Annotated in this window: 24 protein-coding genes; 12 read left to right on the top strand and 12 right to left on the bottom strand. The window is 72.2% G+C overall.

Annotation, left to right across the window (positions count from 1 at the left end; genetic code table 11):
• Positions 1-230: 230 nt before the first annotated feature.
• From LNK82_RS01140 to LNK82_RS01130, 3 genes are all read left to right on the top strand, one after another.
• Entirely contained in the window at positions 231-2,993 is a 2,763-nt protein-coding gene (locus tag LNK82_RS01140; RefSeq protein WP_230564987.1) for a helix-turn-helix transcriptional regulator, read from the top strand.
• Positions 2,994-3,081: 88 nt separating this feature from the next.
• Positions 3,082-3,984, top strand: a complete 903-nt coding sequence (locus LNK82_RS01135; RefSeq protein WP_230564986.1) for a universal stress protein — start codon at positions 3,082-3,084, stop codon at positions 3,982-3,984.
• Between the two features lie 95 nt (positions 3,985-4,079).
• A complete protein-coding gene (locus tag LNK82_RS01130) occupies positions 4,080-5,123 on the top strand; it encodes a ferritin-like domain-containing protein (RefSeq protein WP_230564985.1) in 1,044 nt (347 codons plus the stop codon).
• 124 nt (positions 5,124-5,247) lie between these two features.
• Here the strand turns inward: LNK82_RS01130 and LNK82_RS01125 are convergent, their stop codons facing one another.
• From LNK82_RS01125 to LNK82_RS01105, 5 genes are all read right to left on the bottom strand, one after another.
• The gene (locus LNK82_RS01125; RefSeq protein WP_230564984.1) at positions 5,248-6,030 is read right to left on the bottom strand and encodes an SDR family oxidoreductase; all 783 of its coding nucleotides are present in this window, start codon (positions 6,028-6,030) and stop codon (positions 5,248-5,250) included.
• Positions 6,031-6,156: 126 nt separating this feature from the next.
• Positions 6,157-8,895, bottom strand: coding sequence for an ATP-binding protein (locus LNK82_RS01120; protein WP_443706251.1), 2,739 nt, complete (start codon positions 8,893-8,895; stop codon positions 6,157-6,159).
• A gap of 192 nt (positions 8,896-9,087) precedes the next feature.
• Positions 9,088-10,818, bottom strand: a complete 1,731-nt coding sequence (locus tag LNK82_RS47490; protein WP_230564982.1) for an L-aspartate oxidase — start codon at positions 10,816-10,818, stop codon at positions 9,088-9,090.
• 7 nt (positions 10,819-10,825) lie between these two features.
• The gene (locus tag LNK82_RS01110) at positions 10,826-11,584 is read right to left on the bottom strand and encodes an SDR family oxidoreductase (RefSeq protein ID WP_230564981.1); all 759 of its coding nucleotides are present in this window, start codon (positions 11,582-11,584) and stop codon (positions 10,826-10,828) included.
• 140 nt (positions 11,585-11,724) lie between these two features.
• Entirely contained in the window at positions 11,725-12,924 is a 1,200-nt protein-coding gene (locus tag LNK82_RS01105; RefSeq protein WP_230564980.1) for a low temperature requirement protein A, read from the bottom strand.
• A 164-nt stretch (positions 12,925-13,088) separates the two neighbouring features.
• On the opposite strand from LNK82_RS01105, the gene LNK82_RS01100 reads away from it, so the two are divergent.
• Entirely contained in the window at positions 13,089-14,042 is a 954-nt protein-coding gene (locus LNK82_RS01100) for a sigma-70 family RNA polymerase sigma factor (RefSeq protein ID WP_230564979.1), read from the top strand.
• 174 nt (positions 14,043-14,216) lie between these two features.
• Positions 14,217-14,399 carry a hypothetical protein gene (locus LNK82_RS01095; protein ID WP_230564978.1) on the top strand — a complete coding sequence of 61 codons (183 nt, stop codon included), beginning with the start codon at positions 14,217-14,219 and terminating at the stop codon, positions 14,397-14,399.
• A gap of 40 nt (positions 14,400-14,439) precedes the next feature.
• On the opposite strand, the gene LNK82_RS01090 is transcribed toward LNK82_RS01095, so the two are convergent.
• Both LNK82_RS01090 and LNK82_RS01085 read right to left on the bottom strand, forming a co-directional pair.
• Positions 14,440-15,174 (bottom strand): SDR family oxidoreductase, encoded by a 735-nt coding sequence (locus LNK82_RS01090; protein WP_230564977.1) that lies wholly within the window; start codon positions 15,172-15,174, stop codon positions 14,440-14,442.
• Positions 15,171-15,572 carry a cupin domain-containing protein gene (locus LNK82_RS01085; RefSeq protein WP_230564976.1) on the bottom strand — a complete coding sequence of 134 codons (402 nt, stop codon included), beginning with the start codon at positions 15,570-15,572 and terminating at the stop codon, positions 15,171-15,173. Before LNK82_RS01085 ends, LNK82_RS01090 begins: the two co-directional genes overlap by 4 nt.
• Before the next feature lie 211 nt (positions 15,573-15,783).
• On the opposite strand from LNK82_RS01085, the gene LNK82_RS01080 reads away from it, so the two are divergent.
• Positions 15,784-15,996 (top strand): hypothetical protein, encoded by a 213-nt coding sequence (locus LNK82_RS01080; RefSeq protein ID WP_230564975.1) that lies wholly within the window; start codon positions 15,784-15,786, stop codon positions 15,994-15,996.
• Positions 15,997-16,086: 90 nt separating this feature from the next.
• Here LNK82_RS01080 and LNK82_RS01075 read toward each other — a convergent pair whose 3' ends face one another.
• Positions 16,087-18,534, bottom strand: a complete 2,448-nt coding sequence (locus LNK82_RS01075; RefSeq protein WP_230564974.1) for an ATP-binding protein — start codon at positions 18,532-18,534, stop codon at positions 16,087-16,089.
• Positions 18,535-18,635: 101 nt separating this feature from the next.
• Here LNK82_RS01075 and LNK82_RS01070 point away from each other — a divergent pair, with 101 nt between their 5' ends.
• Positions 18,636-19,853, top strand: a complete 1,218-nt coding sequence (locus tag LNK82_RS01070; RefSeq protein ID WP_230564973.1) for a hypothetical protein — start codon at positions 18,636-18,638, stop codon at positions 19,851-19,853.
• Positions 19,854-19,931: 78 nt separating this feature from the next.
• On the opposite strand, the gene LNK82_RS01065 is transcribed toward LNK82_RS01070, so the two are convergent.
• On the bottom strand, positions 19,932-20,726 hold the full coding sequence (locus LNK82_RS01065; protein ID WP_230564972.1) for a cellulose binding domain-containing protein: 795 nt from the start codon (positions 20,724-20,726) through the stop codon (positions 19,932-19,934).
• Positions 20,727-20,856: 130 nt separating this feature from the next.
• Here LNK82_RS01065 and LNK82_RS01060 point away from each other — a divergent pair, with 130 nt between their 5' ends.
• Together LNK82_RS01060 and LNK82_RS01055 are read left to right on the top strand one after the other, a co-directional pair.
• Positions 20,857-22,002, top strand: a complete 1,146-nt coding sequence (locus LNK82_RS01060; protein WP_230564971.1) for a glycosyltransferase — start codon at positions 20,857-20,859, stop codon at positions 22,000-22,002.
• Between the two features lie 185 nt (positions 22,003-22,187).
• Positions 22,188-22,460: a hypothetical protein gene (locus tag LNK82_RS01055; RefSeq protein ID WP_230564970.1), complete on the top strand. Its 273-nt coding sequence runs from the start codon at positions 22,188-22,190 to the stop codon at positions 22,458-22,460.
• On the opposite strand, the gene LNK82_RS01050 is transcribed toward LNK82_RS01055, so the two are convergent.
• Positions 22,419-23,924, bottom strand: a complete 1,506-nt coding sequence (locus tag LNK82_RS01050) for a S1 RNA-binding domain-containing protein (protein ID WP_230564969.1) — start codon at positions 23,922-23,924, stop codon at positions 22,419-22,421. The two genes, LNK82_RS01055 and LNK82_RS01050, sit on opposite strands and share 42 nt — an antisense overlap.
• A gap of 43 nt (positions 23,925-23,967) precedes the next feature.
• On the opposite strand from LNK82_RS01050, the gene LNK82_RS01045 reads away from it, so the two are divergent.
• The 3 genes from LNK82_RS01045 (at position 23,968) to LNK82_RS01035 (ending at position 25,459) form a co-directional block, all read left to right on the top strand.
• Positions 23,968-24,564: an ATP-binding protein gene (locus tag LNK82_RS01045; RefSeq protein ID WP_230564968.1), complete on the top strand. Its 597-nt coding sequence runs from the start codon at positions 23,968-23,970 to the stop codon at positions 24,562-24,564.
• Positions 24,565-24,596: 32 nt separating this feature from the next.
• Complete coding sequence (locus tag LNK82_RS01040; RefSeq protein ID WP_230564967.1) at positions 24,597-24,833, top strand: hypothetical protein; 237 nt, start codon at positions 24,597-24,599, stop codon at positions 24,831-24,833.
• A gap of 155 nt (positions 24,834-24,988) precedes the next feature.
• Positions 24,989-25,459: a cupin domain-containing protein gene (locus tag LNK82_RS01035; RefSeq protein WP_230564966.1), complete on the top strand. Its 471-nt coding sequence runs from the start codon at positions 24,989-24,991 to the stop codon at positions 25,457-25,459.
• A gap of 46 nt (positions 25,460-25,505) precedes the next feature.
• On the opposite strand, the gene LNK82_RS46470 is transcribed toward LNK82_RS01035, so the two are convergent.
• Positions 25,506-25,637, bottom strand: coding sequence for a hypothetical protein (locus tag LNK82_RS46470; protein ID WP_268995575.1), 132 nt, complete (start codon positions 25,635-25,637; stop codon positions 25,506-25,508).
• 5 nt (positions 25,638-25,642) lie between these two features.
• On the bottom strand, positions 25,643-26,641 hold the full coding sequence (locus LNK82_RS01030) for a putative Ig domain-containing protein (protein ID WP_230564965.1): 999 nt from the start codon (positions 26,639-26,641) through the stop codon (positions 25,643-25,645).
• Positions 26,642-26,957 lie beyond the last annotated feature (316 nt).

Raw genomic sequence — 26,957 nt, 5'->3', positions numbered from 1 at the left:
GGACGCACGTCGGCGGGCGCCGCCCAGGCCGGTATCAGTGGGCTGAAACCGCAGGTCAGCGACGTGTCGACATCGGGCAGGCAGTGGTCGCCACGAGCTCCGGGACCCTCGTCGTGGCGCCTGTGGCGCACACCACCCGAATGACCGTCAGGGCCACGCCGGGGGAGTGTCATGATGAGGCGGCCCGTGCTGACCGGAGTCGGGCTTCTCAGGCCCGCGTGGTGGTGGTGATGTCGAGCAGCGGTCCTCGGCGCGGTCTGCGTGGCAGGCGTGGCGAGCGCGAGGCGCTGGATCGGTTGCTCGGGGACGCCAGGTCCGGTCGGAGTCAGGTGCTGGTCCTGCGCGGTGAGGCGGGGATCGGCAAGTCGGCGCTGGTGGAGTACCTGGTCGGGAACGCCGCGGGCTGCCGGATCGCGCGGGTGGCCGGGGTCGAGTCCGAGATGGAGCTGGCGTTCGCCGGGCTCCACCAGCTGTGCGCGCCGATGATGGGGCACCTCGATCGCATTCCCGGCCCGCAGCGCGACGCGCTGACCGTCGCGTTCGGTCTGGGCACCGGGAACCCACCGGACCGCTTCCTGGTCGGGTTGGCGGTGCTCAGCCTGCTGGCCGAGGTCGCCGGGGAACAGCCGCTGGTGTGCGTGGTGGACGACGCCCAGTGGCTCGACCGGGTGTCCGCGCAGACGCTGGCCTTCGTCGCGCGTCGGCTGCTGGCGGAGCGGGTGGCGTTGGTGTTCGCGGTGCGCGGACCGGCGCTCGGTGCGGGCGATGACCCGTTGGTCGGGCTGCCGGAGCTCGTGATCCGCGGTCTGGACGACGGCGATGCGCGTGCGCTCCTGGACTCGGTGGTCCTGGGACGCGTCGACGAGGGCGTCAGGGACCGGATCGTCGCCGAGGCCCGCGGCAACCCGCTCGCCCTGCTGGAGTTGCCGCACGGGCTGACGGCGGCGGAGCTGGCCGGTGGGTTCGGCCGTCCTGACGCGCGGCCGTTGGCGAGTCAGATCGAGCAGAGCTTCCTGAGGCGCATCGGATCGCTTCCGGGTGCGACGCAACGGCTGCTGCTGGCGGCGGCCGCCGAGCCCGTGGGGGACGTGTCGTTGTTGAGGCGCGCGGCCGAGCGGCTCGACATCGGGGTGGACGCGGCGGCCGCGGCCGAGGCGGCAGGTCTGATCGAGTTCGGTGCGCGGGTGCGGTTCCGCCATCCCCTGGTGCGCTCGGCGGCTTATCGCGCGGCGGACCCCGGAGAACGCCGGGACGTGCACCGCGCGCTGGCCGCGGCGACCGATCCCGAGTCCGACCCGGATCGCCGGGCCTGGCACCGCGCACACGCGGCGGTCGAACCGGACGAGGCAGTGGCGGGCGAGCTGGAGCGCTCAGCCGCCCGGGCCCAGGCCAGGGGTGGTATCGCGGCGGCCGCCGCGTTCCTGCGGCGCGCGACCGGGCTGACGCCTGATCCGGCCAGGCGCGGTGCGAGGGCGGTGGCCGCGGCGCAGGCCGCCTTCGACGCCGGGGACCCCGATGCGGCGCTCGAACTCCTCGCCGCCGCGGAGCTGGGCCCGTTGGACGAGCTCCGGCGCGGGCGGCTGGCCCGGATCCGCGGCCAGGTCGTCTTCGCGCGCAGGCGCGGCGGTGACGCCCTGCCGTTGCTGCTCGACGCGGCCGGCCGATTGGAACTCCTCGACGGCGGACAGGCGCGTGAGGCGTACCTGGAAGCCGTCGGAGCCGCGGTCTTCGCCGGCCGCCTCGGCGGACGCGGTGGCGTGCCGGAGGTGGCCGAGGCCGCCCGTGCCGCACCGCGGGGACCTCATCCGCCCCGGGCGGTGGACGCGTTGTTCGACGGCCTGGCGACGCGGTTCGCCGAGGGGTACGTCGGGGGCGCGCAGCTGATGAAGCACGCCCTGCGGGAGTTCCGCCGCGACGCCGGGCGCGACGGGGACGACGTCATGCGCTGGCTCTGGCTGGTGTGGCCGGCCGCCGGCGACCTGTGGGACGACGAGACGTGGCACGAACTGGCCACGCACGCCGTCCGGACGGCCCGTGAGACCGGCGCGCTCAACTTCCTGCCCCTGGCCCTCGCCTACCGCGCCGCCGTGCACGTGCACGCCGGGGAGTTCGACCAGGCCGCGGCGTTGATCCAGGAGTCGGACGCGATCACCGCGGCGACCGGCAACTCGCCCCTCGAATACGCCTCGCTGCTGCTCGTCGCCTGGCGCGGCGAGGACGCCCGGGCGGCGGCGTTGATCCAGGACAGGGCCCGATGGGCGAGCACCTGGGGCGAGGGGCGGGCGATCGGTCTGGGCGACCTCCTGAGCGCGGTGCTGCACAACGGCTTCGGCCAGTACCAGGCCGCCCTGGCACGTGCGGAACTGGCGTGCGAGCACGAGGACCTGGGTGTCTTCGGCTTCGCCCTGGTCGAGCTGGTCGAGGCCGGCGCCCGCGGCGGCGCCCCCGATGCGGCCGCGGCCACCCTGCGGAGGCTCGAGGAACGAGCCACCGCGAGCGGCACGGAGTGGGCGCTCGGCCTGCTCGCCCGGTCGAGGGCGCTGCTCAGCGAAGGCCCCGCCGCCGACCTGCTCTACCGCGAGGCCATCGAGCGCCTGGGCCGCACCCGGATCGCCGTCCACCTCGCGCGCGCCCACCTGGTGTACGGCGAGTGGCTTCGTCGCGAGGACCGACGCCTCGACGCGCGTGAGCAACTGCGAACCGCCCACGAGATGCTGCACCGCTTCGGCGCCGACGCCTTCGCCGAGCGTGCCCGTCGCGAACTCCTGGCCACCGGCGAGTCGGTGCGGCGACTCACGGTCGAGGCTCGCGAGGTCCTCACCGCGCAGGAAGCCCAGATCGCCCGTCTCGCCGGCGATGGCAGGACGAACCCCGAGATCGGCGCCGAGCTGTTCATCAGCCCGCGCACGGTCGAATGGCACCTGCGCAAGGTGTTCACCAAGCTCGGCGTCAACTCGCGCAACGAGCTCCGCGGAGCGCTGCCCGACAACTGAGGGTGTCACGAAGCGGCGCTCGGCCCGGTCCTGGTTGTCGCACGCGCCCGCCTGGCGGTGGGTCGCGAACCTGTGACAGGAGCCCGAGATGGGAACAGCACGAGAGAGCAGCCTGCCGGTCGTCGTGGGCGTCGACGGGTCGTCGTCGGCGCTCGACGCCGTCCGATGGGCAGCCCGCGAAGCCGCGCGCCGCCGGACCGCGGTGCAGTTGATCAGCGCCTTCGGCTGGTTCGACGCGAAGCACGTCGGGGACCTCGGACTCGGCGGCGGCTACCGCGCGGCGATGGTGAGGAGCACCCGGGACGCGGTCTCGGCCGCCGCCGAGGCAGCCGCGGAGGCCGCGCCGGGCGTCGTGATCACCGAGCACGTCCTCGACGGCTTCCCGGTGCCGCGGCTGGTTGAGGCGTCGCGTCACGCGGGACTGGTCGTCATCGGTGATCGCGGTCTCGGCGGGTTCACCTCCCTGCTCGTCGGTTCGGTCGCGATAGGACTGACCACCCGGGCGGAATGCCCGGTCGTCGTCGTGCGCGGTGACCGATCGTCGGACGCCGGTCCGGTCGTGGTCGGCGTCGACGGTTCGCAGATCAGCGAGGGGGCACTGGCGTTCGCCTTCGAGGCGGCGGATACGCGCTCGGTGCCCCTGATCGCGGTGCACGCCTGGACCGACAGCGTGATCGAGGCTGCCATGGTGCCGCTGGTGGACTGGGACGCGGTCGAGACCGACGAGCGTTCGCTGCTCGCCGAGCGGCTGGCGGGGTGGGGCGAGAAGTATCCCGACGTCGTGGTGCGGCGCGTGGTCGTGCGTGACCGGCCCGCGCACGCGTTGATCGAGCAGGCGATCGGCACCGCGGCCCAACTCGTGGTCGTCGGGTCGCACGGCCGGGGCAGCGCGGCCGGTCTCGTGCTCGGCTCCGCCGGTCACGCGGTGCTGCACCACTCACCGTGCCCGGTCGCCGTAGTCCGGCTCAACCCGAGCCCGCTGGGACTGTGACCTCCGCCAAGTCCGGCGAACGTCACCGATCCGGGCGCTGTCCGGTCTTTCGGGCAGCGGGCCGCTCGCCCGCGTACTTCCGAGGAGGGACGACCATGACCGGCATCACCACGATCGAGGAGCTCCGCACGCACTTGCAGTGGGCGATCGAGCTGGAGCACGCCACCCTGCCGCCGTACCTCTGCGCCCTGTACTCCCTCGATCCCGAACGGAACGCCGAGGCCGCCGAGGTCGTCGGCACCGTCTTCGCCGAGGAGATGCTGCACCTGCTGCTGGCCGCGAACCTGCTCAACGCCGTCGGTGGCGACCCGGTCCTCGACGCGCCGCAGCTGCTGCCGCCCTACCCCCACCCGCTGCCGCACGGCGACGGGTCCGTGCTGGTCGGGCTCGCACCGTTCGGTCCGGAGGCGCTGGAGGTGTTCCTGCGCATCGAGCAGCCCGCCCGGGTCGACGCGCCGGCCCAGGCCGACGGCTACGCCACGATCGGCCAGTTCTACGCGGCGATCGAGGACGGTCTGCGCGCCCTGTGCGCCTCGCTCGGCGAGGAGGCCGTGTTCAGCGGCGACCTCGACCGGCAGGTCGCCGACTTCCACCTGCACCGGGGTGGCGGCAAGGCGATCGGCGTGATGGACCTCGCGTCGGCGCTCGAAGCGCTCGGCGAGATCGTCGAGCAGGGCGAGGGCGCGGCCCGCACGGAGATCTGGGACGGCGACCGGGACGTGTTCCACCCGGACCGCGAGGAGGTCGCGCACTACTACCGGTTCGTGGAGCTGAAGGAGGGCAGGCGGTTCCAGGCGGGGGACACGCCGCAGTCCGGCCCCACCGGCGAGGCACTGGACGTGGACCTCGGCGGTGTGGCGCCGATGCGGCCGAACCCGCGCACGGCCGACCACGCGCCCGGCAGCCCCGTCCGGCTCGCGCAGGAGGAGTTCAACGACACCTACTGCGAGCTGCTGAGCGTGCTGGAGGAGGCGTTCACCGGCAACCCGGCGCGGCTCGGGGCCTCCGTCGGGACGATGTACGCGCTGCGCGAGCAGGCGCGTGCGCTGATGCGGATGCCCAGCGGCGACGGACGGACGACCGCGGGCCCGACCTTCGAGTACGTGCCGAAGGAACAGCGGCGTCACCGCACCGGATGACGTCGACCGGCCGCGCTCACCAGCCTGCCGGGCGGCCGTCGCGATCCGCGTCCGCCCGGTACCCCGCCCGCCGCCGGCAACACCCCCTGCCGGCGGCGGGCCCGCGTACGCCCCGACGGGCCGGCTACCAGGTCTGCTCGCCCGCGCGAACCACCAACTCGTTGACGGCCACCCGCCGTTCCCGCGTGACGACGTAGGCGATCGCGTCCGCGACGTCCTCCGGCCGCAGCGCCTCGATCCCACCGACGTGCGCGCGGGCCGCGTCCCGGACGGCCGCACCGAGGTGGCCCACCAGCGCGGCGTCCACGACGCCGGGCCCCACCACACCGGGCTCCACCACGCTGACGCGCACGCGTTCGGGAAGCAGTTCCTGGCGGAGGGACTCGGTGAACCCGTTGAGGCCGAACTTGGTCAGGTGGTAGGCGCTGCCGCCCGGCCGGGCCACCCGCCCGGCCGTCGAGCTGACGTTCACCAGATCCGCCACCTGCCGCGACGACGTCGCGGCCGCGTCGATCAGGTACGGGATCGCGACGTGCGTGACGTGCAGGAGCGCCGACACGTTGAGCGAGATCATCCGGTCCCACTCCTCGACCGGCGTGTGCAGCGCCGAATCGAGCCGCACGATGCCGGCGTTGTTGACCAGGACGTCCAGGCGTCCGAGCCGGTCGTGCGCCTCCTCCACCGCCTGGCAGGCGAGCGCGGGCTCGGTGATGTCGGCCGCCACCGCGATCGCCCGACCTCCCAGGTCGGTGATGGCGTCCACGACCTGCTCCAAGCGGTTGCGGTGGCGCGCGACCAGGGCGACCGCCGCACCCTCGCGGGCGAGGCGGCGCGCGGTCGCGGCGCCGATACCGCTGCCGGCGCCGGTGATGAGCGCGACGGCTCCGTGCAGCGGCTGATCGGACATGACTGCCTCACTTCCCCGGGGTCGAGGACGGCACGGGGTGCCGACGTGTCCAGGCTCGCGCGTCGGGCCGCCGAGTGGCCCCAGGGACTGTCCCTGGTCCACGGGGACCAGGGACGCGCCACGGGTTCAGGCGTTGCGCGGCAAGACCTCGCGGAGCTGCCGCCGGGAGGTGATCGAGAGCTTGGTGAAGATCTTCCGGAGGTGCCACTCGACCGTCCGCGGGCTGAGGAAGAGCCGCGCGCCCACCTCCGGGTTGGACAGGCCTTCCCGGACGAGCAACGCGATCTGCCTCTCCTGCGGCGTCAGCTCGTCGCTCGACGACGCTTCGACGGTGCGCTTCCGGACCTTCTCCCCGCAGGCGAGCAGCTCACGGCGGGCACGCTCGGCGAACGCCGCCATGCCGATCGAGACGAACATGTCGTACGCGGTGCGCAACTGGTGGCGTGCGTCGACGCGCCGCGACTGCCGGCGCAGCCACTCGCCGTACAGCAGGTGGGCACGTGCCAGGTCCGGGCGCAACAACGTCCGGCCCAACCGCTCGATCGCCTCGCGGTACAGGTCGTCCGCCGCGATCGGGTCGCTCAGCAGGGCCCGGCACCGGGCCAGGATCCCCTGAGCCCAGTCCGTGTCGCACGCCTCCGCCTCGTCCGCCAGGCGTTCGAGCCCGTCGTGAGCGGTCTTGTCCTCGCCCACGCGCACGGCCGCTTCGACGAGCTCGGGCAGCACCCACACCGAGACGATCAGCTGGGCGATCCGGGTGCTGGCCCGGGCCGCCGACAGTGCTTCCTCGTACCGCGCGAGCCCGTTGTACAGGACCGCGGCCGCCCAGTTGGCGGTCGTGACGCCGGTCAACTGGCCGTCCGTGCCGGTCCGCTCGATCGTGGCGGTGATCACCGCTGACGCCTCGGCCTCCTTGCCCTGCATCGCGGTCAGGATGAGCGTGGTGTACGGCGCGAGCGGGACACCGGTGGCGGCGGCGACCGCGTCGGCTTCGGAGACGATCCCGGCCGCGGCGGCGAAGTCGCCGATCAACGAGGTCGCCGCACCCAACGAGGCGAGGTAGAGGGGGAGCTCGGTCAGGATCCCGGCCGTGCGCACCAGCTCGGCCGCCCTGGCGTACGTCTCGTACATGACCTGCTCGTCCCAGACGGCCGGGCTCACGCCACAAGCCGCCCAGCCCCACTTCAGCAGGTCCGGAACGGGGAGGTCCACGAGCGCGGTCATCGCCCGGCGCAGCGCGGTGACCGCGGCGCCACCGCCTTCGGTGACGAGCAGCGCACAGCCCGCGAGCACCAAGTCGATGGGGCGCGGACCACCCTCGCGCGCGGGCAGCCTCCCGATCGCCCGGGAGATCGCCACGAGGCTCTCGCCGTCCGCGGAACCCCACGCCGCGGCACCCCAGGCGATCAGGTAGGTCTCCCGCGCGAGATCGGGGTCGAAGGGCTCCAGCCGCCGCGCCGCCGCGAGCAACACGGGCGGCGCCTCGTTGTTGAACCCCGCCGCGAACGCGATGCGGCCCCGTACCAGGTGGGCTCGCGCGCGGAGGAACTCGCTCGGCGCGTCGAGCTCCGCGATGTCGACGAGCCTCCGCGCGGCCGCCAGGTCACCCGCCCGGACGCTGGCGTCGGCCGCCGCCACGGCACGTTCGGCGCGCCGCGAGGTGTCGGTGGTCAGCGCCACGGACCGTTGCAGGAAGGCGGCCGCGGCGGCCAGCCCACCACGTGCCTGCGCGCGGTCGGCGGACCGCTCGAGTTCCGCGGCGACGGTCTCGTCCGGGCCGGCGGCGGCGGACGCGAGGTGCCAGGCACGGCGGTCCGGGTCGACCCGCGGGTCGGTGACCTCCGCCAACGCGAGGTGCACCGCGCGGCGGTCCTCCTCAGTGGCCGACCGGTACACGGCCGACCGCACGAGCGGGTGGCGGAAGACCACGCGCACGTCGAACGACAGCAGGCCGTCCGTCCCGGCGTCCAGGGCCGTCGCGGGCGTGATGCCGAGCCGTTCGGCGGCCCGCCGAACCAGGGTGGGATCGCCGACCGGCTCGGCGGCGGCGACCAGCAGGAGCAGCCGGCTCGGCCCGGACAATCCCTGGATCCGCGCCAGGAAGCTCTGCTCGATCCGGCTCGGCAGCGCGTCGGCGTGCAGCAGGCCGAGCCCGCCCGCCAGCTGCGTGACGGTCAGCGCGCGCGGCAGCTCCAGCAGGGCGAGCGGGTTGCCCCTGGCCTCGGCCACGATCCGATCGCGGATGTGCTGGTCCAGGCCGGTGGGGGTGGCCGAGTTCAGCAGGGCGTGGGCGTCGGCGTTGCGCAGGCCGGAGACCTCCAGCTCCGGCAGTCCGAGCAGGTCCTGGCCCCGGACGCGGGTCGCGAGGACGAGGGCGACCGACTCCGCCAGCAGCCGGCGGGCCACGAAGCCGAGGACCTGCGCCGACGCCCGGTCCATCCACTGCGCGTCGTCGACCACGCACAGCACGGGGCTCTCCTCGGAGGCGTCCGACAGCAGGCTCAGCACCGCCAGCCCGACCAGGAAGCGTTCCGGCGGGGTGCCCGCCCGCATCCCGAACACCGTTTCGAGGGCGTCGCGCTGGAGTGCGGGGAGGTTCTTCAGCCGATCGAGCAGCGGCGCGCACAACTGGTGCAAGGTGGCGAACGCCAACTCCATCTCGGACTCGACACCGACCGCCCGCAGCACCCGCGTGCCCGTCGCCGAGCGCTCCACGTGCCCGAGCAGAGCCGACTTCCCGACCCCGGGCGCGCCGTGCACCACGAGCACGCGGCTCTCACCCGTGCGGACGGCCGCCACGGTCTGATCGAGGAGAGCGCATTCCGATTCCCGCCCGACCAGCCCGACATGCCCTCGAAACGCCACTGTTGCCTCGCTGCGGTAGACCTGAACCGGTCGGACGGGATTCACGACCGGAGCCATCCTGGTCCGAAACGCTTCCGGTGGGAAGTCCGTCGGGGTCCATCGTGGATCTCGGTTCGCCAGGGCGGCCCGGTTGCCGCGAGGCCCCCGGCGGCGCTGCCGGGGACCTCACCCGTGTGACGGCGTGTCAGCGGTTCACTCGACGAGCTTGCCGACAGTGGACACCTCGCGCATGAGAGAGGCGATCTCGTCCGCGATCGGTGGCAGCCCTTCGCGTTCGATCCGCCCCGGCCCCGACCAGACCAGGTTCACCCGGAGCGACTCGTCGAGTTCCGGGTGATCGGAACGGTTGTGGCAGCCGCGCGTCTCACGGCGTTCGAGTGCCGATTCGAGGGTGGCGCGTGCGGCCACGACCGCGGCCTTGAGGTCGAACGCGTGCGCGAGGTCGTGGAAACCGGCGAGGTCGGGGTGCACGCCCACGTCCGCCACGCGGTGCTCGAGGTCGTCGAGTTCGGCCAGTCCTTTCCGCAAGCCGGTCTCGTCACGCACCACGCCGGCGTGTTCGGTCATGGTGTTGCGCAACGTGCGCTGCAGCGCGCGCACGTTCTCCGGACCGTCGGCGGCCAGCAGCTCGTCGACCTCGGTGCTCGCCTCCGCCGTCGCCGCCGACGACCGCCGCTGCGCTCCCAGCCCGTGCGAGTAGCGCGCGGCGGCCTCACCGACGATGCGGCCGTAGACCAGAAGCTCGATCAACGAGTTCCCGCCGAGCCGGTTCGCGCCGTGCAGGCCGCTCGCCGCCTCGCCGACGGCGTACAGGCCCTCGACACCGGTGCTGTGGTCCTCCGACCGCACCCAGACACCGCCCATCGAGTAGTGCGCCGTGGGCGCGATCTCGATCGGTTCCCGGGTGATGTCGAGCATCTGGAGCTCGAGCAGGGTCTGGTAGACCCGGGGGAGCCGGCGCATGATCGTGTCCCTGGGCAGGTGCGAGACGTCGAGCCACACGCCGCCGGCGGGCGTGCCCCGCCCTTCTTTGATCTCGGTGTACGCCGCCAGCGCCACCCGGTCGCGAGTGGACAGCTCCATCCGTTCGGGGTCGTACCGGGACATGAACCGCTCGCCCGACGCGTTGCGCAGCACCCCGCCTTCTCCACGTGCCGCCTCGGACACGAGCGTGCCCGACGCGTTCTCCGGCGCGATGAGACCCGACGGGTGGAACTGGACGAGTTCGGCGTCCCGGATGCGGCCACCGGCCAGCACCGCGAGCCGGAAGGAGTCGCCGGTGTTCTCGTCCCGCCGGGACGACGTGCGGCGCCAGATGCGGGTGTGCCCACCTGCCGCGAGGATCACCGCGTCGGCGTGGATCACGTACCGCTTGCCGTCTTCGAGGTCGAACCCGTAAGCACCGAAGACGACGTTGTCGCGCACCAGGATCCGCGTGATGTAGACCGTGTCGAGGATCGGGATGTCGAGCTGTGCCGCCCGGTTGACCAGTGTGCGTTGGATCTCCAGTCCGGTGTAGTCGCCGGCGAACGCGGTGCGGCGGTGGGTGTGGGCGCCGAAGAACCGCTGCGAGATCTTCCCGTCGGCCTCGCGCGCGAAGGGCATCCCGTAGCGCTCGAGGTCTTCGATGCCCCGGGCGGCGTTCTCGGTCACGATCCGCACGGTCTCGGGGTCGGCCAGCAGGTAGCTCTCCCTGAGGGTGTCCGCCGCGTGCTGCTGCCACGAGTCTTCCGGGTCCATCGTCGCCAGCGCCGCGTTGATGCCACCGGCGGCGAGCGTGGTGTGCGCGTCCGACTTCGGTCGTTTGCCGACCGCGAGCACGTCGACACCGCGCTCCGCGAGTTCGATGGCGGCGCGCAGCCCCGCCCCGCCCGTGCCGATGACGAGGACGGACGTCGCGATCTGGTGCTCGGTGTGGTTCACGAGTCGCCTACTTCGCCGGCGGCGGGTTCAGCGGCAGCCACTCCTCGAACCGGGTGGTCGACAGCCGCGCGTCGGGGCCCGGCAGCAGGGTGCCCTTCTCCAACAGGGCACCGAAGTAGCGTGCGTCCGGGTCGGTCACCACCTCGCGCGGGTCACCCTGGAACGCGAGCCCCTTGCGGATCAGCTCGTCGAGGCCGAACTGCTCGGGGCCCGCCACCTCGATCATGCCGTTGAGCGGTGCCCCCACGGCGGTGCGACCGAGGGCGCTCGCCACGTCGTCGCCCGCCATCGGCTGGATCAGGGCGTCGGACAGGCGCACGGTGTTCCCGTCCGTGGCCGCCTGGGCGATGCTCCGCACGAACTCGAAGAACTGGGTCGCGTGCACGAGCGAGTACGGCAGTCCCGAGTCCTTGATCAACTGCTCCTGCACGACCTTCGCCCGCATGTAACCGCTGTCGGCGAGCCGTTCGGTGCCCACCACCGACAGCGCCACGTGGTGACCCACACCCGCCTTCTCCTCGGCGGCGAGCAGGTTTCCGGTCGAGGTGCGGAAGAAGTTCATCACGGCCTCGTCGGCGAACGACGGCGAGTTGGAGACGTCGACCACGACCTGGGCGCCTGCCAGCACCTCGTCCAAGCCCTCCCCGGTCAGCGCGTCCACCCCGGAATCAGGCGACGCGGGAACCGCCTCGTGCCCGTGTTCGCCCAGCTTGCGCACGAGTTTGGAGCCGATCAGACCGGAACCACCGATGACGACGATCTTCATGACGAGCCTTTCGGGCTGCGGTACCCGGCCGGCCCGGGAACCTCGGTCACAGCTGAGACCGGACAGCCCTTCCCGTTGTGACACCGCGCGACGCGCGTCACAAACCGACGCACCGGTCCATCGGGTTCCGCGGAGGAGCACTACGCCCTCAGCTCCACATCCCTCCGCCGATGGGATACGACGGTCGACGCGGTGACGACGACGCACACCGCCGCGATCAGGGCCACGGTGCCGGCCAACCCCACGGCCGGCGCCGCCGTCGGCGAGAGCACGACGGCCGCGGCGCCGACCAGCGGACCGGTGTGCCGGACGACCGACCGCCGGACGAACGGCGCGTGCACCACCCACAGCAGCACCAGGAACCCGGCGGCCGGCACCGCCACCGCGTGACCCGCTGTGACCGGCGAGATCGCGGCGTGGTGCCCGGCGTGCGCCACGGCGACCTCCAGCCCGGCGCCGAGGGCGGCGAGCGCCGCGAACAGCCCGAAGTGGCCGTAGCCCCACAGGTACGACCGGTGCCGCAGCGTGGCCAGCGCCTCGCCGCCCGGCTCCAGCGAGTACAGCCACCACAGCGCGAACATCAGCACCAGCGCCGATCCGGCGACCACGGTCAGCGACCACGTCCACCCCTCCCGCACCGCGACGTCGACACCGGTCGACGCGGCGAACACGCTCTCGCCGAAGAGGATGATCGTGAACAGGCCGTACCGCTCGGCGATGTGGTGCGGGTGCCAGGTCGTCGGCCCCCCGCGCTCCGCCCACGGCGGCACCACCAGCTCGACCAGCACGAGCGCGGCGAAGGCGGGCAGCAGCCAGCCGCCGGTGAGCACACCGGACTCCACCAGCACGAGCCGCACCAGCCAGCCGGCCTGCGCGACGGCGATGCCCACCGCGTAACGCAGCGCCGTGCGCCTGCTCGCCGGGTCCTCGATCGCCACTCGCACCCACTGCGCGACGAGCGCCATCCGCATGAGGAGGTAACCCAGCGTCACCGTCCGGAGATCGCCTTCGGTGGCCGAGGGCACCCCGGCGGCGAGGACGAGCACACCGGCCATCTGGAGCATGGCCATCAACCGGAAGACCACGTCGTCGGTGTCGTAGGCCGAGGCGAACCACGTGAAGTTCATCCACGCCCACCAGATCGCGAAGAAGACCTGGAGGAAGGGCATCACGCCCGACGACGCGTGACCGGCCTCGATCGCGTGCGCCAACTGGCTGACGGCACTCGCCACCGCGACGACGAACATCAGGTCGAACAACAACTCCAGCCGGGTGGCGACGCGGTTGGGCTCCTCGATCGAGCGCGCGCTCATCCGGACGCGGATGTCGACGGTCCTCATGCTGTCCCCTCTTCTCTCGGTCACCCCGTGAGACCGGACGGGCCACCCGGTTGTGACGAAGATCGGACCTGGGCCGACGGCCGGTCACGAGGCGGAGGGGTACGTTCGGGAACCGCGGGAACCAGCACGAACGGCCACGGAGGCGACGGTTGACGGATTCCGGTGTGACCCCCGAGCCGGCGGGAACGGACGACCTGGAGCAGGCCGCGGCGACCTTCACCGACGTCCGGCCACGCCTGTTCGGGATCGCCTACCGCATGCTCAGCAGCGTCACCGAGGCCGAGGACCTGGTGCAGGACGTCTGGGTGCGGTGGCAGACGTGCGACCGCACGCAGGTGGTCAACCCGAGTGCGTTCCTGGCCACGACCACGACCAGGCTCGCGATCAACGCACTCCAGTCGGCGAGGGTGCGGCGCGAGACGTACGTCGGGCCGTGGCTGCCCGAACCCGTCGACACGAGCGCGGACCCGTACCTGGGCGCCGAACGCGGCGAGGCCCTGGAGTTCGCGGCCCTGATGCTGATGGAGAAGCTCACCCCCAACGAACGCGCCGCGTACGTGCTGCGCGAGGCCTTCGACTACCCGTACGCGCAGGTCGCCGACATCCTCCAGTCGACCCAGCCCGCGGTGCGCCAGCTGGTCAGCCGGGCGCGCAGGCACATGACGGGCGAACGGCGCACGCCGGCGACCCCCGACGCGCAGCGGGAGCTGCTGACCACGTTCATCGCCGCCGCCCGCACCGGCGACATGGCCGCGCTGGAGCGGCTCTTCTCGCCGGACGTGACCAGCGTGTCCGACGGCAACGGGAGGATGGGCGTCGCCCGGAAGACGATCGTGGGCCGGCCCGCCGTGGCGCAGTTCCTGGGCGCGTTCTCCACCTGGTTCTGGGACGACGTCGACACGCGGTGGGCGAGCGCTAACGGGCAGGTCTCCGCCGTGCTGGTGCGCGACGGGGTCGAGTTCGGCGTGGTCGCGGTCAGCACCACGGCCGAAGGCATCGACCAGGTGCTGTGGATGCTCAACCCCGAGAAGCTCACGGCGGTGTCCGACGCGGTCCCCTCGTCCGAAGTGACGGTCACCGGGGTGCCCGGTCGCCGCCGGCGACTGCGGATGGGCTGAGCGTGGTCGACGGCGTCGTGCGCGGGTTCGCCGAGGCGTGCCTGCGGGGCGACGCCGACGCCGTCCGGGCCGCCTTGGGCGCCGACGCCGTCGCCGTGTGCGACAGCGGTGGCCGGGTGCCCGCGCCGAGGGGGCCGTCCACGGCGCGGACGACGTGTCCCGCTGGTCACGGCCGTGCTGTGCGGGCGACCGGACACCGAGCTGACCATCGAGTCGGTCAACGGCCGCGCCGGGCCGGCACTGCGCCACGCGGGCCGTGCCGTCGCGGTGGTCGCCGTCCGGGAGACCGACGCCGAGGTCGGCGACCTGTGGATCGTGCTCGACCCGGCCAAGCTGGGTGGCCGGCACCGCCGTTGACGCCGGCCCGCACGACCACTGCCGTGCGGGCCCGGTCCCGTCAGCGCGCGAGCCAGTCCCGATAGGTGGTCCCGGCGACGACGGCGTCGTCCTTGGCGACGAGGACGTCGCCCGGGACGGCGGCGAACATGCCGGCGCCGTCGTCGGTGACGACGGCGCGCTGGTCACCGCGGGCGGCGAGGGTGATCCGGCCCAACTCGTCGAGCGTGAAGACCTCGGGACCGGCGACCTCGCGGACGCCCCGCAGCGGCGCGCCCGCACTGACGTCCGCCACCGCCCGGGCGACATCGGCCGCGGCGATGGGCTGGACGGGCGTGGCGGGCAGGCGGACGGTGTTCTCGTCGGAGGTCCAGGACAGCACGGCGTCGATGAACTCGAAGAACTGCGTGGCGCGCACGATCGAGTACGGCACGGGGCCGGCCTTGAGGATGTCCTCCTGGAGCACCTTGGCGCGGTAGTAGGCCAGGTCCGGCACCTGGTCGACGCCCACGATCGAGAGGATGACCGCGTGGCCGACGCCGGCGGCCTCGGCGGCCGCGAGCAGGGTGTCCATGGTCTTCTGGAAGAACGCGGGCGAGGCGTCGTCGAAGGTCGGCGAGTTCGTCAGGTTGACGACGACGTCGGCCCCTTCGAGGGCCTGGGGCAGACCCTGCCCGCTGAGCAGGTCCAGACCGGTGGACGGCGAGTGCGGCACCGCCTCGTGCCCGCTCGCGTTCAGGATCTCGACCACCTGCGATCCGATGAGCCCGGTCCCGCCGATGACAGCGATCTTCATTTCTTCGACCTTCCTTCTCGGTTCGTGCGCGGGGCCCGGCGGTCCTTGCGCCGGTCGAGTTCTTCGGCGTTCACGAGGTCGACCATGGGCTTGCCCGGTTCGCAGAGCATGGTGACGGTGAAGCGCACCGGGATGTCGTCACGGTTGTTGCCGTCCTGGTAGTGGATGACATCGCCACCCGGCTCCCAGAACGCCTCGCCGGCCCGCACGACACGTGCCGGCTCACCTTCGAGCTCGAACACCATCTCGCCCTCCAGCACGTAGCCGAAGGCCGGTCCGGGGTGCCGGTGCGGCGGGGTGCCGGGGTCTCCCGGCGGGTACTCGACGACCACGGTCATCGCGTGCGCACCCGCCGGGATGAAGGGCGGCTCCGCCTCCTGTACGACGGTGAACGACATTGGGAGAACTCCTTGAGGATGGGTTGGCTCGGGATCCGTCGGCTAAGACCGGACACCCCCGCTGGTTGTGACTCGAGAGATTTCGCGCGGGCTTGTCACGGATCGCGGGCCTGTCCTGTCTCAGCTGACGCCGGGACCGCGACGGGTGGCCCGGCGGACAGGAGGTCGTCGTGGAGATCGTCGTGACCGGCAGGATCGCCAGGGGGCACGAGTGAGCACCCCGACCGGCGACAACGCCTTCCTGCACGACCTGGAGCTCACCGTCAGGGTAGAGCTCGCGGAGGCCGAGGCCGGCCGGCCGGAAGAGGGGGCCGTCGGCGTGCCGGTGGAGGAGTGGCTGTCCGATCCGGCGGAGGCCCAGCGCTACGAAGTCGGCCTCCGCGGCCTTCTCGGCGCGGTCGAAGCCGTGGAAGAGGGCTCCTGACCCCGCGACCGGTGACTCGGCCGGGTGCCCGCCCCGGACCGATGCGTGAGGGGTGGCACGTTCCCCGGACGCGTCCGACCGCGGCGGTCCTCAGTGGTGGGCCGCCGCGCCGTCGGGCTCGGTCCGGGTCAGGGCTGGGGCCGCGTGCAGCCTGGCCCGCACCGGACCTGCGTCCGGGTGCGCCAGGTCGTCGAGGATGGCGGCGGCCAGCAACCACGTCGATCGCGCGCTCGCGGTGTCACCCACGGCCTCCTGCGAATCACCGAGGTGCGTCAACGTCGTCGCCTCGAAGAAGCGCTCACCCGCGTCCCGCCACAACGCCAGTGCCCGGCCGAAGCAGCCGATCGCCTCCCGGTGGTGGTGGAGGTGGTGATGGGCGGAGCCCAGGCTGTCCCAGGCGTGCGCCTGCCAGTAGGTGTTGCCGATCTCCTCGTGCAGGACGAGCGCCCGCCCGCAGTGGTCGAGGGCGCTCTCGTAGTCGCCGAGCTGGATCTGGTACCAGCCGATGTTGTTGAGCGCATTGGCCTGGCCGTGCGTGTGACCGGCCAGCGCGAAGCGGTCGAACGCCCGCCGCGCGTGGTCGAGCGCGGCCGGGAAGTCGGACCGCTGCTCGGCGAGGATGCCGAGGTTCAGCACCGTCCTGGCGGCGCCGACGTGATCACCGAGCTCGTCGTAGAGGCCGAGCGCGAGGCGCAGGTGCTCGTCCGCTTCGGCGTAGTGCTTGCGACGCAGGCACGCCACCGCCCAGTTGCGTCGTGCGCGGGCCTGCGCGTCGAGGTCCCCCTGCCTGGCGCCCGCGGCCACCGCGATCCGCTGGACCCTGCTCTGCTCGGCCCAGGCGCCGATCCGGTCGAGGTAGGTGCTCATCGACCACGCGAGTTGCCACGCCAGGGTGTCGAAGCCGTCGGCGGCGAGCTCGATCGCGTTGAGCAGCACCTGGTACTCGGCGGTGAGCCACGCCCAGGCCTGCTCGCGTCCCGCGAACGTCGGCACGGTCACCCCGGCGGGGAGCGGCGGCACCGTGATCGCGTCACGGTGCGGGTTCAGCAGCAGGTCCGCGGCGTGGGCGGCGTGGAGGTAGTGGTCGAGCAACCGGCCGATCGCCCGCCGTCTGCCCGGCGCCCCGTCGACTTCCTCGGCCTGCTCGGCGGCGTACGCCCGGAGCAGGTCGTGCATGGCGTAGCGCCCTGGCGACGGTTCGGACACCAGGTTGGCGTGGGCCAGCACCGCCAATCGGCGGCGGGTGTCCGCGAGCGGCTGCCCGGCCAGGCTCGCCGCCGCGTCCGGCCCGAACCCGCCGCCCGGGTGCAGCCCGAGCAGCCGGAACAGCCGGGCGGTCGGCGCGTCGAGCTGCTTGCCGGACCAGGAGAAGACGAACCGGATGTCCATCGAGGGCTCGGCACTGGCGAACCCGTCCAACCGCGCCGCGTCCAGCTCGTCGGCGAGGCGGGAGAGGGAGAAGTCGGGGAAGGTCTGGGCGCGGGCCGCCACGACCGCGAGCGCGAGCGGCAGCCCGGCCGAGGAGCTGACGATGCGGCGCACCGCCTCCGGCTCCGCCGCGATCCGCCCCGCGCCGAGCCGCAGCGCGAGCACGTCCACCGCCTCGGCGTCGGACAGCAGGTCCAACACGATCGGGTGAGCGCCCTCCGCCGCGACCAGCCCGGTCATCTGCTGCCGGCTGGTGATCAGCACGAGACAGCCCGGCGATCCGGGCAACAGCGGTCGAACCTGCTCGGCGTCACGGGCGTTGTCGAGCACGATCAGCACCCGGCGGCCGATCAACATGCTCCGGTACAGCCCGGTCTGCGCGTCGCGGTCGGTCGGGACGCGCTCGACGGGCGCACCCAACGCGTGCAGGAATCCCCTGAGCGCCACGGCGGGGTCCACCCGTGACGACTCCGCGTCGAAACCGCGCAGGTTCACGTACAGCTGGCCGTCGGGGAAGCGATCGGCCACCTGGTTGGCCCAGTGCACCGCGAGCGTGGTCTTGCCGACGCCCGCGGTGCCGCCGATCGCCGTGATCACCATCGCCGGGGCCGGCCGGGGCGCGGCGAGCAGCCCCGTCAACCGCGCCAGGTGCCCGGCCCGGCCGGCGAAGTGGGGAACCGGGGCGGGCAACTGCCGCGGCACCACCCACGCGTCGGTCTCCGGCTCCGGCGAACGGGTGCGCGCCTGGCGACGGCGCACCTCGTTCTGCGCGGCGACGGCGAGCCGACCGGTCGAGCGGTGACCGTCGATCGAGCCGAGCAGTTCCCAGTGCGCGGCATCCCACCGCCGCAGGTCGGCCAGTTCCTCCGGCACCCGCACGTCGGCCTGGTCGGCGTGCGCCAGGCAGGCGCGGACGAAGCCGACGACGAAGTCCCACTCGGGCAACGACTTCGCGTTCAGCTTGTCGCTCACGGTCGACCGGGCGAGCGGGTGGCCGATCGCGGTCGAGGACGACGCGATCTGGCTCAACGACGGCGCCCCCGCGCACTGCCGCAACCGGTTGAGCTCACCGACGAACGCGTCCAACGCCTGCCTGGAGTGCTGCGCCATGATCCCACCCGAGTCGCTGACCGTCACACCACCACATCTCACCGCAGCCGTCCGCGTTCCGGAAACCGCCGGACAGCGCCCGGTGTTCCTAGCTTGGCCTCATGATTCCCACCACCACCGCGTCCGGGGGACCGACCCGGCGCGACTTGCTGCGAGCCGCGGTCCTGGGCGGTGTGGCCACGGCGTTGCCCGTCGGCCTCACCGGACCCGCCTCGGCCGCCCCGTCGGCCATGGCGCCCTCGCCCGCCGGCTTCTACATCGGGAGCGACGGCCGGCTCTGCACCGCCGGCCTCGGCTCCACCGGCCCCGTCGGCTCGACCGCGGTAGGTCCGGCCGGCGGCAACGTCAGCACGGTCCGGCGGGCGGACGGCAGCGTCGCCGTGTTCACCATCGGCAGCCACGGTGGCCTGATCGCCGGGTTCACCAGTGCCGCCGGGTCCGGCCTGAACTTCGTCCGCCACCCCCAAGGCGGCCTGGCCCCGCCCGGCGGCCGCATCGCGGCGGTGGAGGGGCCGACCGGGACCCACGTCCACTTCACCGGCTCCAACGGCGCGATCTACCACACCATGTACTCGAGGTCCGGTGTCCCGGCCATCCCGTTGGCGCCCCTGGCCCAGCCCGGCTCGGTGTCGCCGTCCACCCCACTGGCCGCGTTCCCGGTGTACGACCGGACCGGTGTGGCGTTCGTCGGCGCCAACGGGGGCATCCGCACCGCGGTGGCCCAGGTCGGCACGGGACCCTCCGGCCCGATCGCCGTGTGGACGACCACCGCGGCCACCCCGGCCAACGTGGCCGCGCCCGGCACACCCGTCACCGCGGCCTCCAGGACGAACGGCCCCGCCGCGGCGTTCTTCACCGGCACGGACGGACGGCTCTGGCGCATTCCGTTCTCCGGCCTCACCCCGCAACCGATGGTTCCGCTCTCCGAGGTCGGTGCGGTGCCGGTCGGCGCGCACCTGACCGCGACCATGGCCCCGACCGGCGAGTCCGTCGTCACCTACGCCGGGGCGGACGGCGCGATCCGAGCGGCCACCGATGCGTGGGGCTCCCATCCGCAGCCGTGGGTCATCGCCGGTCCCGCGTCTCACGTTCCCGGCGGGCCCGTTTCCGCGGTCTACGGCGGGGACGACTACCTCTACGTCGGTTGGTGCGGTCTCGACCGGTGGTGGTGGCTCATCTGGTGGTGGCTGCGCCGGCCGATCCCGATCCCCCCACCGCCACCCGACCCCTACCACGAGCTGATCCGGATCAACTCGGTGCTTCCGATGCGATCGAACTTCAACGTGAGCGTCACGATGCCGGGGTTGGCCGTGCGCTGAACGACCCGATCCGTTGCCGCGTCGAGGTCCTGCCGCCGTGCCTGGGGGTCACGGCGGCCAGGGGCGATCCGGCTCCCGTCAGCTCGAACTTCCCGGCGTGGTCGTGGGGGTGGGGGTGGTGGTCGGCAGGAGGTACGGCTCGGGGGTGCACCGCAGCCACGGTCCGCCGACCCGCTGGGTGTACCGGCCGTGGAAGCCGATGGTCACCGATGCGCCGGGCGTCAGGACGCGCTGTCCCGGTAGTGCGGCGAAGGCCGCGCCGCGACCGTACTGGCCCCACTCGCCGGGCCACGAGCCGACCACCTGCTCGTCGCCGTCGAACAGCGCGGACACGGTCCAGTCGGTGATCGGTGCCGTGCCGGTGTTGGTCACGGTGGCGGTGGTCGCGAAGCCTCCGGGCCACGAGTGGGTGGAGTGGGTGATCCGGCAGCTCTGGTTCACGTTGGGCGGCAACGGGATCGTGCTGGAGTACACCTGGATCACGCCGTCGGCCACGCCCGGCCCCGTCACGCGGAACGCCGCCGTGCCGAAGTCGCGCAAGGAGATGATCCTGACGGGCTGGGGCACGTTCCAGTCGGCCGGTGTGAACGTCAGCGTGCGGCGCGAGCTCACGAACACCGGTCCGGACGCGCCGGTGCCGGCCAACGCGATGGTCACGCTCGTCGCGGCCGCCGGTGGGCCGGACAGCGACAGCCGGACGACCGCGCTCCCCGAACCGGGCATGACCGCGTAACTCGTGCCACCGTGGTCGACCACGACGGTGGGCGACTCGGCTCGGGCGTGCCCCACCGAGAAGCCGGACAGGACCACCACCACCGCGGCGATGAGAGCCGGCAACGTCAACCGCGTGCGCACTTCCCGGCGTACGGCCATGTTTCCACACGATGGGACCGCGTCCGGTGCGTGTCAAGGGAAACCCCGAACCCGTCGTCTCGCAACGTCTATGCAACCAGCGGAAACACGCATGGTCGCCAGGTGCGGCCGGAGTCTACGCTCTGAGCCCGTGCGGATCCTCTTCTCCAGCCTCGGCTTGTACGGGCACACCTTCCCCTTGCTGCCGCTCGCCGTCGCCGCGCGGGAGCTCGGCCACGACGTCGACTACTTCACGGGCAAGGACTTCGCGGACGTCCTGGCGTCACACGGCATCGAGCACGTCGAAGGCGGCATGTCGCCGCGCAAGGCGTTCGAGTTCGCGATCGCGGGGGCCAGGCCCGAGACGCCGACCGACGTCGACGTCGAGCGGGTCGCGTTCACGTTCGCCTCGGTGCTGCCGCGCAGCTTCGCCACCGGGCTGGCGCCGGTCCTCGCCGAACGCAAGCCCGACCTGGTCGTGCACGAGTTCGGCAACCCCGGCGCGGGCCTGGCCGCGAAGGTCGCGGGCGTGCCCGCGCTGTGCCACTCGTACGGTCGGATGTGGCAGGAGCCCGCCTTCGCCGAGCCCGCGCGCGACTACCTCATCGCCCTCGGCGCGGAGCTCGGCGTCGAGGTGCCCACGACCGACTCCATGACGCTGGGCCACCCGTACCTCGACATCTGCCCGCCTTCGGTGCAGAACCCGGCGTTCCTGGCCTCATCGGTGCACCGGATCCCGTTGCGGCCGGTGGCGTTCGCCGCGGCGGGGGAGTTGCCGTCGTGGGTCGGGGAGCACCGGGAGCCCTTGGTGTACCTGACGTTGGGCACGGCGTTCAGCCAGGCGGCGTCGTTGCGCACCGCCATCGACGGATTGGCGGTGGTGGGCGCGAGGGTGCTCGTGGCCGCCGGGCCGAAGGTCGATCCGGGGGCGTTGGGCGAACTGCCGGGCAACGTCGTGGTGCTGCCGTGGGTGCCCCAAGCCGACTTGCTGCCGCACGCGGACCTCGTGGTCCACCACGGCGGCGCGGGTACAACGATGGGCACGTTCGGCGCGGGCGTGCCGCAGCTCGTCCTGCCTCAGGCGGCCGACCAGTTCAACAACGCCGAGGTGGTGACCGGGGCCGGGCTGGGCGACCACCTGCTGCCCGAGGACGTGACCGCCGAGGCGATCACGACCAAGGCGCGGCGGCTGCTCACCGACGAGGCCGTGCGCGACGCGGCCCGCGCGATGGCCGCCGAGGTGGCCTCGATGCCGTCACCCCACGACGTGGCCCGCACGCTACCCGACCACGCCTGAACCGCGGACAGCTCGCCGTCGGTGTCGAGTCCGGGCTGACGGCCGCGCGCATACGGCCGATCGAACCAACGACAGCCGCGCTGGGCGAGGAGGTGACGGCCCATGCGAGAGAGCGCGAGCACGTGGGCGTTGGTGGTCGGCATCAACCACTACGCCTCCGACGACGTGTGCGCCAACCCGGGGCCGTGGTCGGTCACAGCCTCGGCGGCATCGCGGTGGTCGACTTGCTCCCGCTGCCCAACCCGCCCACCGTCGTGCTGCTGGTGACAGTGGGTTCGCAGTCACCGGTGCTCTACGGCGTGCAGGGGATCAAGGACGAGGAGGCCGACGCGAGAGTCCCGTTCCCGGAGTCCCACAGCGCCTACTGGGAAGTGCCGCGCACGTTCGAACTGATCGGTGAGCACTGGCTGAAGAGCTCACCGGACGGTGTCGGCGCCGGTGACGTGGCCGGCCGGTGAGAGGGTGATCCGGCGCCGGACCGGGTCGACGTCCACGATCTTGGCCAGGAGGGTGTGACCGACCTGGATGCCGCGCTGAGGGTTGTCCGAGGGCCCGTCGGCCAGTTCGGAGTCGGGTACCAACCCCTCGAACCCGTTCTCGACCTCTTCGATGCGCACGAACACGCCGAACGGCACGAGTTTGGTGACGCGACCGACGATGGTCCGGCCGATCTGCCCGACCAGCAGCGGCATTGGATCTTCTTGCAACGCCTTGAGGGACAGTGATACGCGATCGCGGATCGGGTCGACGTCGAGAACCTCGGCGTCGACCTCCTGACCGACGGTGACGACGTCGGAGGGGTGGTTGACGGGGCGCCATGACAGCTCCGGGATGTTGATCATCGCTTCGAAGCCGCCGATGTCCACGAAGGTGACGCCGAAGCTCGCGATCCGGGTCACCGTGCCGGTGACGACCCGACCTCGGTGCAGGGTCTTGAGGAAGGCCCAGCTCCGGTCGCTCGACGTCGGCTCGGTTCGCCACCGGGCGCGTACCACTCCGTCGCGATCAGGCATGACAGCGGTGAACAGGGGCGCCCGGTCATCGGCGGACACGGGCAGGACCGCGGCGGCGTCGGCACCGGCCATCCGGGCGGCCAACTCCGGGAACTCGATGTCGTCGGCGATAGCGCTGTGGATCCGGCCGTCCTCGTCCTGCCAGACGCCTTCGACGAGCCCGTCGGCTGGGATGGTCCGAAGGACGGCGTCGACGTCGGGGGACAGGGGCGGCCACACGGCCAGACGGGCGCGGGGAGCGAGCCCGGCGCGAACCACGTCGATCGTGCCGCGGGTGAGGTGGTGCCATCGCGAGGCGCCCAGGAGGTAGGTCTCCTCCAGGATTCCGGCGCGGCCGGTGGCGACTGCCCAGCGCACACCGGCCCAGAAGTCGTCGTCGCCCGGCCGCTGGACGTCCTCCGCGTCGGTCTCCACGTCGTACGGGGAGGCGTCCAGGCGTTCCGGGAACAACCCGAGCGCGCGGGTCCGCGTCAGCGCCTCCTCGCACGACCGGTCACTGCCGATGTAGAGGTACTGGTCCCATCCCACGTGCACGGCGAACACACCCTCCACCTCCAGCCGGCACCAGGCGCCGCGGTCACGCAGCATGACCCGCACCAGCTCCAGGCCGATGTCGAGCGGCACCTCGGCTCCGTCGTGGAAGCCCGCCGGGCCGGTCGGAAAGAGCCCGTCCAGCCCGAAGGCGTCCAAGGGCGGCGTGACGCCGAGGTGCGCGAGGGAGGGGATCTGCGGCTCGCGCACGGACAAGCGGTCGACGCCGACGTTCGCCGCGAACGCCTCGACCGCCCGCAGGTAGGCCGTCTCGACCACGCCGTGATCGCTGACGGCGTCCTCGGGACCGGTGTAGTGGCCGTGTTCGTCACGGTCGGCCGGGTCGTACTTGGTGACGCGGTAGACGTAGGGCAGCACATCCCCAATCTTCCTGCACGGGCCTCGGTGAGGACCTGGACGCGTGGTCATCGCAGTCGGGGATTATCGCTTTTCTATTTGCGACTGGCTTGCTGAGGGCTGTCCGACCTGGTCGGACGGTCGCTTTTTCCTCTACGATGACAGGGTGGTTGCGATTCTGGTGACCGGCATGTCCGGGGTGGGTAAGTCGACGGTCCTGAACCACCTCGAACAACGCGGTTACCGGGTGGTGGACACCGACTTCGGGGGGTGGGTCGAGGAAATCCCGACATCGGACGGGACCGGGGTCGAGCGGCAGTGGCGCGAGGGCCGGATCGACGGTCTGCTCACCGAGCACGAGCGTTCCGGGGAACCCCTGTTCATCTTCGGCACGGTGTGGAACCAAAGCCGGTTCTACTCCCGTTTCGCCCACGTCGTGCTGCTCAGCGCGCCGCTCGAGGTGATGTTCGAGCGCATCGCCGGACGTTCGGACAACCCGTTCGGGAAGACCGACGACCAGCGCGCCCGCATCGCCGCGGACACGGCCGAGGTGGAACCGCTGCTCAGGGCGACGGCCACGGTGGAGATCGACACCCGGAAGCCGATCGTCGAAGTGGTGGACCAGTTGGCCGCGCTCTGCGGCCCGCCCCCGTCCCGCTGAACCCGGCGGCATCCGCTCCACCGCAATTCAGGTTGAAGGGCGAACTTCACTCGAGCAAGGGAGGGCGGCGCACAGCGGAGACCGCCGCAGTCGAAATCGAAACCGTCGACGACCTGGTCAGCCCGGTCAGCACCCACAACGAGTGGGATCCGCTCGAAGAAATCATCGTCGGGACGCCGTACCACCTCGACTACCACGGCGACCGTTCGTTCCGGATCTTCTCCCGCCTGACCCCTTCTGGAAGGCCCCGATGGGGCACGCGCCGATGAGCCGGGACCCGCAGGCGTCACCGAGTTCGTGACCGACAACGGCTCGTCCCGAACCCGGGCTCACTCGTCGGTGTGCTCGTGCGGGCGGTCCGGGTTTGCGGCGGTTAGCGTCGGCATTCGTGGAGAAGGGACCCCAGCACCGCCCGTGGTACACCGTGTCCTCGCGCAACCTGCAACCAGTCTTCAGCATTCAGGGCCAAGCCCTGCTGACCTGCGTCAACACCGCGACAGCGGGGAGCCGGGCCATCGGCGCCGGCGTGGTCATCACGCCCCCGGCCGGGATGTCCGAAGCGCACAAGCACGCCGAGCACGAACTCGTCGTCATCGTCGACGGCTGGGCCGCGACCTTCCTGGGCGAGCAACTGGAGGACGTCAGCCTCCGCGGTCCCGGCGACTTCATGTACATCGCGGCCGGCACACCGCACATGGCGGTCAACCTCTCCACGGAAACGCGCGTGCTGGCGGCGGAGGCGCGGACCGATCCCGAATTCAACGGCGACGTGGTCCCCATGCCCGAACTCGACGAACTGATCTCCGGTCGCGTCACAGCTCTGCGCGAGGACTTCGCCTCCGGCCGCCTGCCACCCTGGCCCAGCACCGGCCTGGCCGGCGTCCCTGACCGGTAGGCGGTTCGTCCGCCCCGACCGGTGCGAACGACGTCGAGGCCGGGGATCACTGACGGGGCGGCCAGGCCGGCTTCGTGATGACGGCGGCGTGGTCGGAGGTCCACTCGTTGTCGACGTGGTACTTCTTCCCTTTGATGTAGTGCCGCGGGGTGCCCTTCACGTAGGTGGCGGAGTCCACGACGATCACCCGTCCCGCCACGTGGATGAAGTCGATGCGGTCCTGTGGCTCCTCCTTGCCCGGGTCGTCCTCGTTCCTCTTCTTGACCGGGGACCAGGTGAGGCCGGGGTCGGCGGCCGGGCCCCGATCGCCATCGGCCGGTCCGGCTCCGACTTCTCCCCGGCGCACACCCGGTACTCCTCGACGACGGGGTACCTGCTGACGATCCCGAGGTCGTAGGAGGTCTGCACGTAGTGCCAGCCGAGGGCCTGCGCGAGTCGGATCGCGCCGTCGCCGTACGACTCCTGGATGCCGACGACATCCGCGTCGGATTCCAGGAGGAACCGCAGCTCCTTGGTGTGGTGGCCGTTGACCTCCCGACCTCCGTACCACTGGTTCCAGGTCGCGACCACCAACTCGCCGACGAGGGGCGCTCCGCGTGCGCTCACGGTGATCGACACCTCGGCGGTGGCCGTGCCCTTCCCGTCGGAGGCCGTCACGCTCAGCCGGTCGGCGCCGACGTGCTCGTCCCCGGGACACCCGGTGATCTCGCCGACGGCGGACAGCACGACCCATTCCGGGCCCTCGGCCGGCGTGTAGGTGATCCGGGTCGGGTACGGGGTGGTGGCAGTGGCCGACACGGTGGCCGAGTAGTCCACCCCGACCTGCGCGTTGCGGAGCGAGAACCGGGGCGCGAGGAACTCCACCCCGGGTGTCGCGATCGCGCCGACGGTGAACGGGACGGGCGGCGCCAGCCAGGCGTAGCCGTTGTCGTGCAGGAAGTACGCGAGGTACCTCCCCTCGGTGAGCACGTCGAAATCCCAGAACTCGACCACGCCGCTGCTCCCCGGCGCGGCCTTCCACAACGGCGTGGACGGGCACTGGCCCTGGTCGACCGGCCCCTGGTCGGGGAGCCGGAACAGCGCCACCCGGTTCTCGTCGGTCGGGAACGTCGTCGAGCACGTCAGCTCCACCGCCTCACCGACGGCGTACGTCGCCTTGATCGAGGTCAGCTCTCCCCGCAACGGGGGACCGGCTTGGTCGCGGGCTGGCCTGGCCGGGGTTTCGCCCTCCAGCAACGTAGAACGTCCGGATCACATCCGCTTCCGGGCGGCACTTTCGAGAGAGCGCTTCACCGCCGCAGGTGGACCAGGCGGGCGCGGTGGGGTGTCACAGGGGAGCCGCGGTTCTTGTTTATCGGTCGTGCCCGCCCGCGGGTCTACCCACCTGAGCTGGGCCGCGGACCGTCCCGGTGACGAGACTTCGGATTTCGTGCTCGAACACGCGCGACCGCTGGTCGTGGATCTTGCCCCCGAAGTACCTTCGAGTCGACCGTCTCGG

Origin of the sequence: Saccharothrix luteola, assembly GCF_020859565.1 — a bacterium.
GTDB lineage: Bacteria > Actinomycetota > Actinomycetes > Mycobacteriales > Pseudonocardiaceae > Actinosynnema > Actinosynnema luteola.
Note: the sequence above shows the minus strand (reverse complement) of the source record. Positions and strands in the feature narration are given on the sequence as shown.

Excerpts from the sequence above, each read along its gene's own strand:
- LNK82_RS01140 (WP_230564987.1), top strand. The coding sequence starts at position 231 with ATGTCGAGCAGCGGTCCTCGGCGCGGTCTGCGTGGCAGGCGTGGCGAG.
- LNK82_RS01135 (WP_230564986.1), top strand. The coding sequence starts at position 3,082 with ATGGGAACAGCACGAGAGAGCAGCCTGCCGGTCGTCGTGGGCGTCGAC.
- LNK82_RS01130 (WP_230564985.1), top strand. The coding sequence starts at position 4,080 with ATGACCGGCATCACCACGATCGAGGAGCTCCGCACGCACTTGCAGTGG.
- LNK82_RS01125 (WP_230564984.1), bottom strand. The coding sequence starts at position 6,030 with ATGTCCGATCAGCCGCTGCACGGAGCCGTCGCGCTCATCACCGGCGCC.
- LNK82_RS01110 (WP_230564981.1), bottom strand. The coding sequence starts at position 11,584 with ATGAAGATCGTCGTCATCGGTGGTTCCGGTCTGATCGGCTCCAAACTC.
- LNK82_RS01105 (WP_230564980.1), bottom strand. The coding sequence starts at position 12,924 with ATGAGGACCGTCGACATCCGCGTCCGGATGAGCGCGCGCTCGATCGAG.
- LNK82_RS01090 (WP_230564977.1), bottom strand. The coding sequence starts at position 15,174 with ATGAAGATCGCTGTCATCGGCGGGACCGGGCTCATCGGATCGCAGGTG.
- LNK82_RS01085 (WP_230564976.1), bottom strand. The coding sequence starts at position 15,572 with ATGTCGTTCACCGTCGTACAGGAGGCGGAGCCGCCCTTCATCCCGGCG.
- LNK82_RS01075 (WP_230564974.1), bottom strand. The coding sequence starts at position 18,534 with ATGGCGCAGCACTCCAGGCAGGCGTTGGACGCGTTCGTCGGTGAGCTC.
- LNK82_RS01070 (WP_230564973.1), top strand. The coding sequence starts at position 18,636 with ATGATTCCCACCACCACCGCGTCCGGGGGACCGACCCGGCGCGACTTG.
- LNK82_RS01065 (WP_230564972.1), bottom strand. The coding sequence starts at position 20,726 with ATGGCCGTACGCCGGGAAGTGCGCACGCGGTTGACGTTGCCGGCTCTC.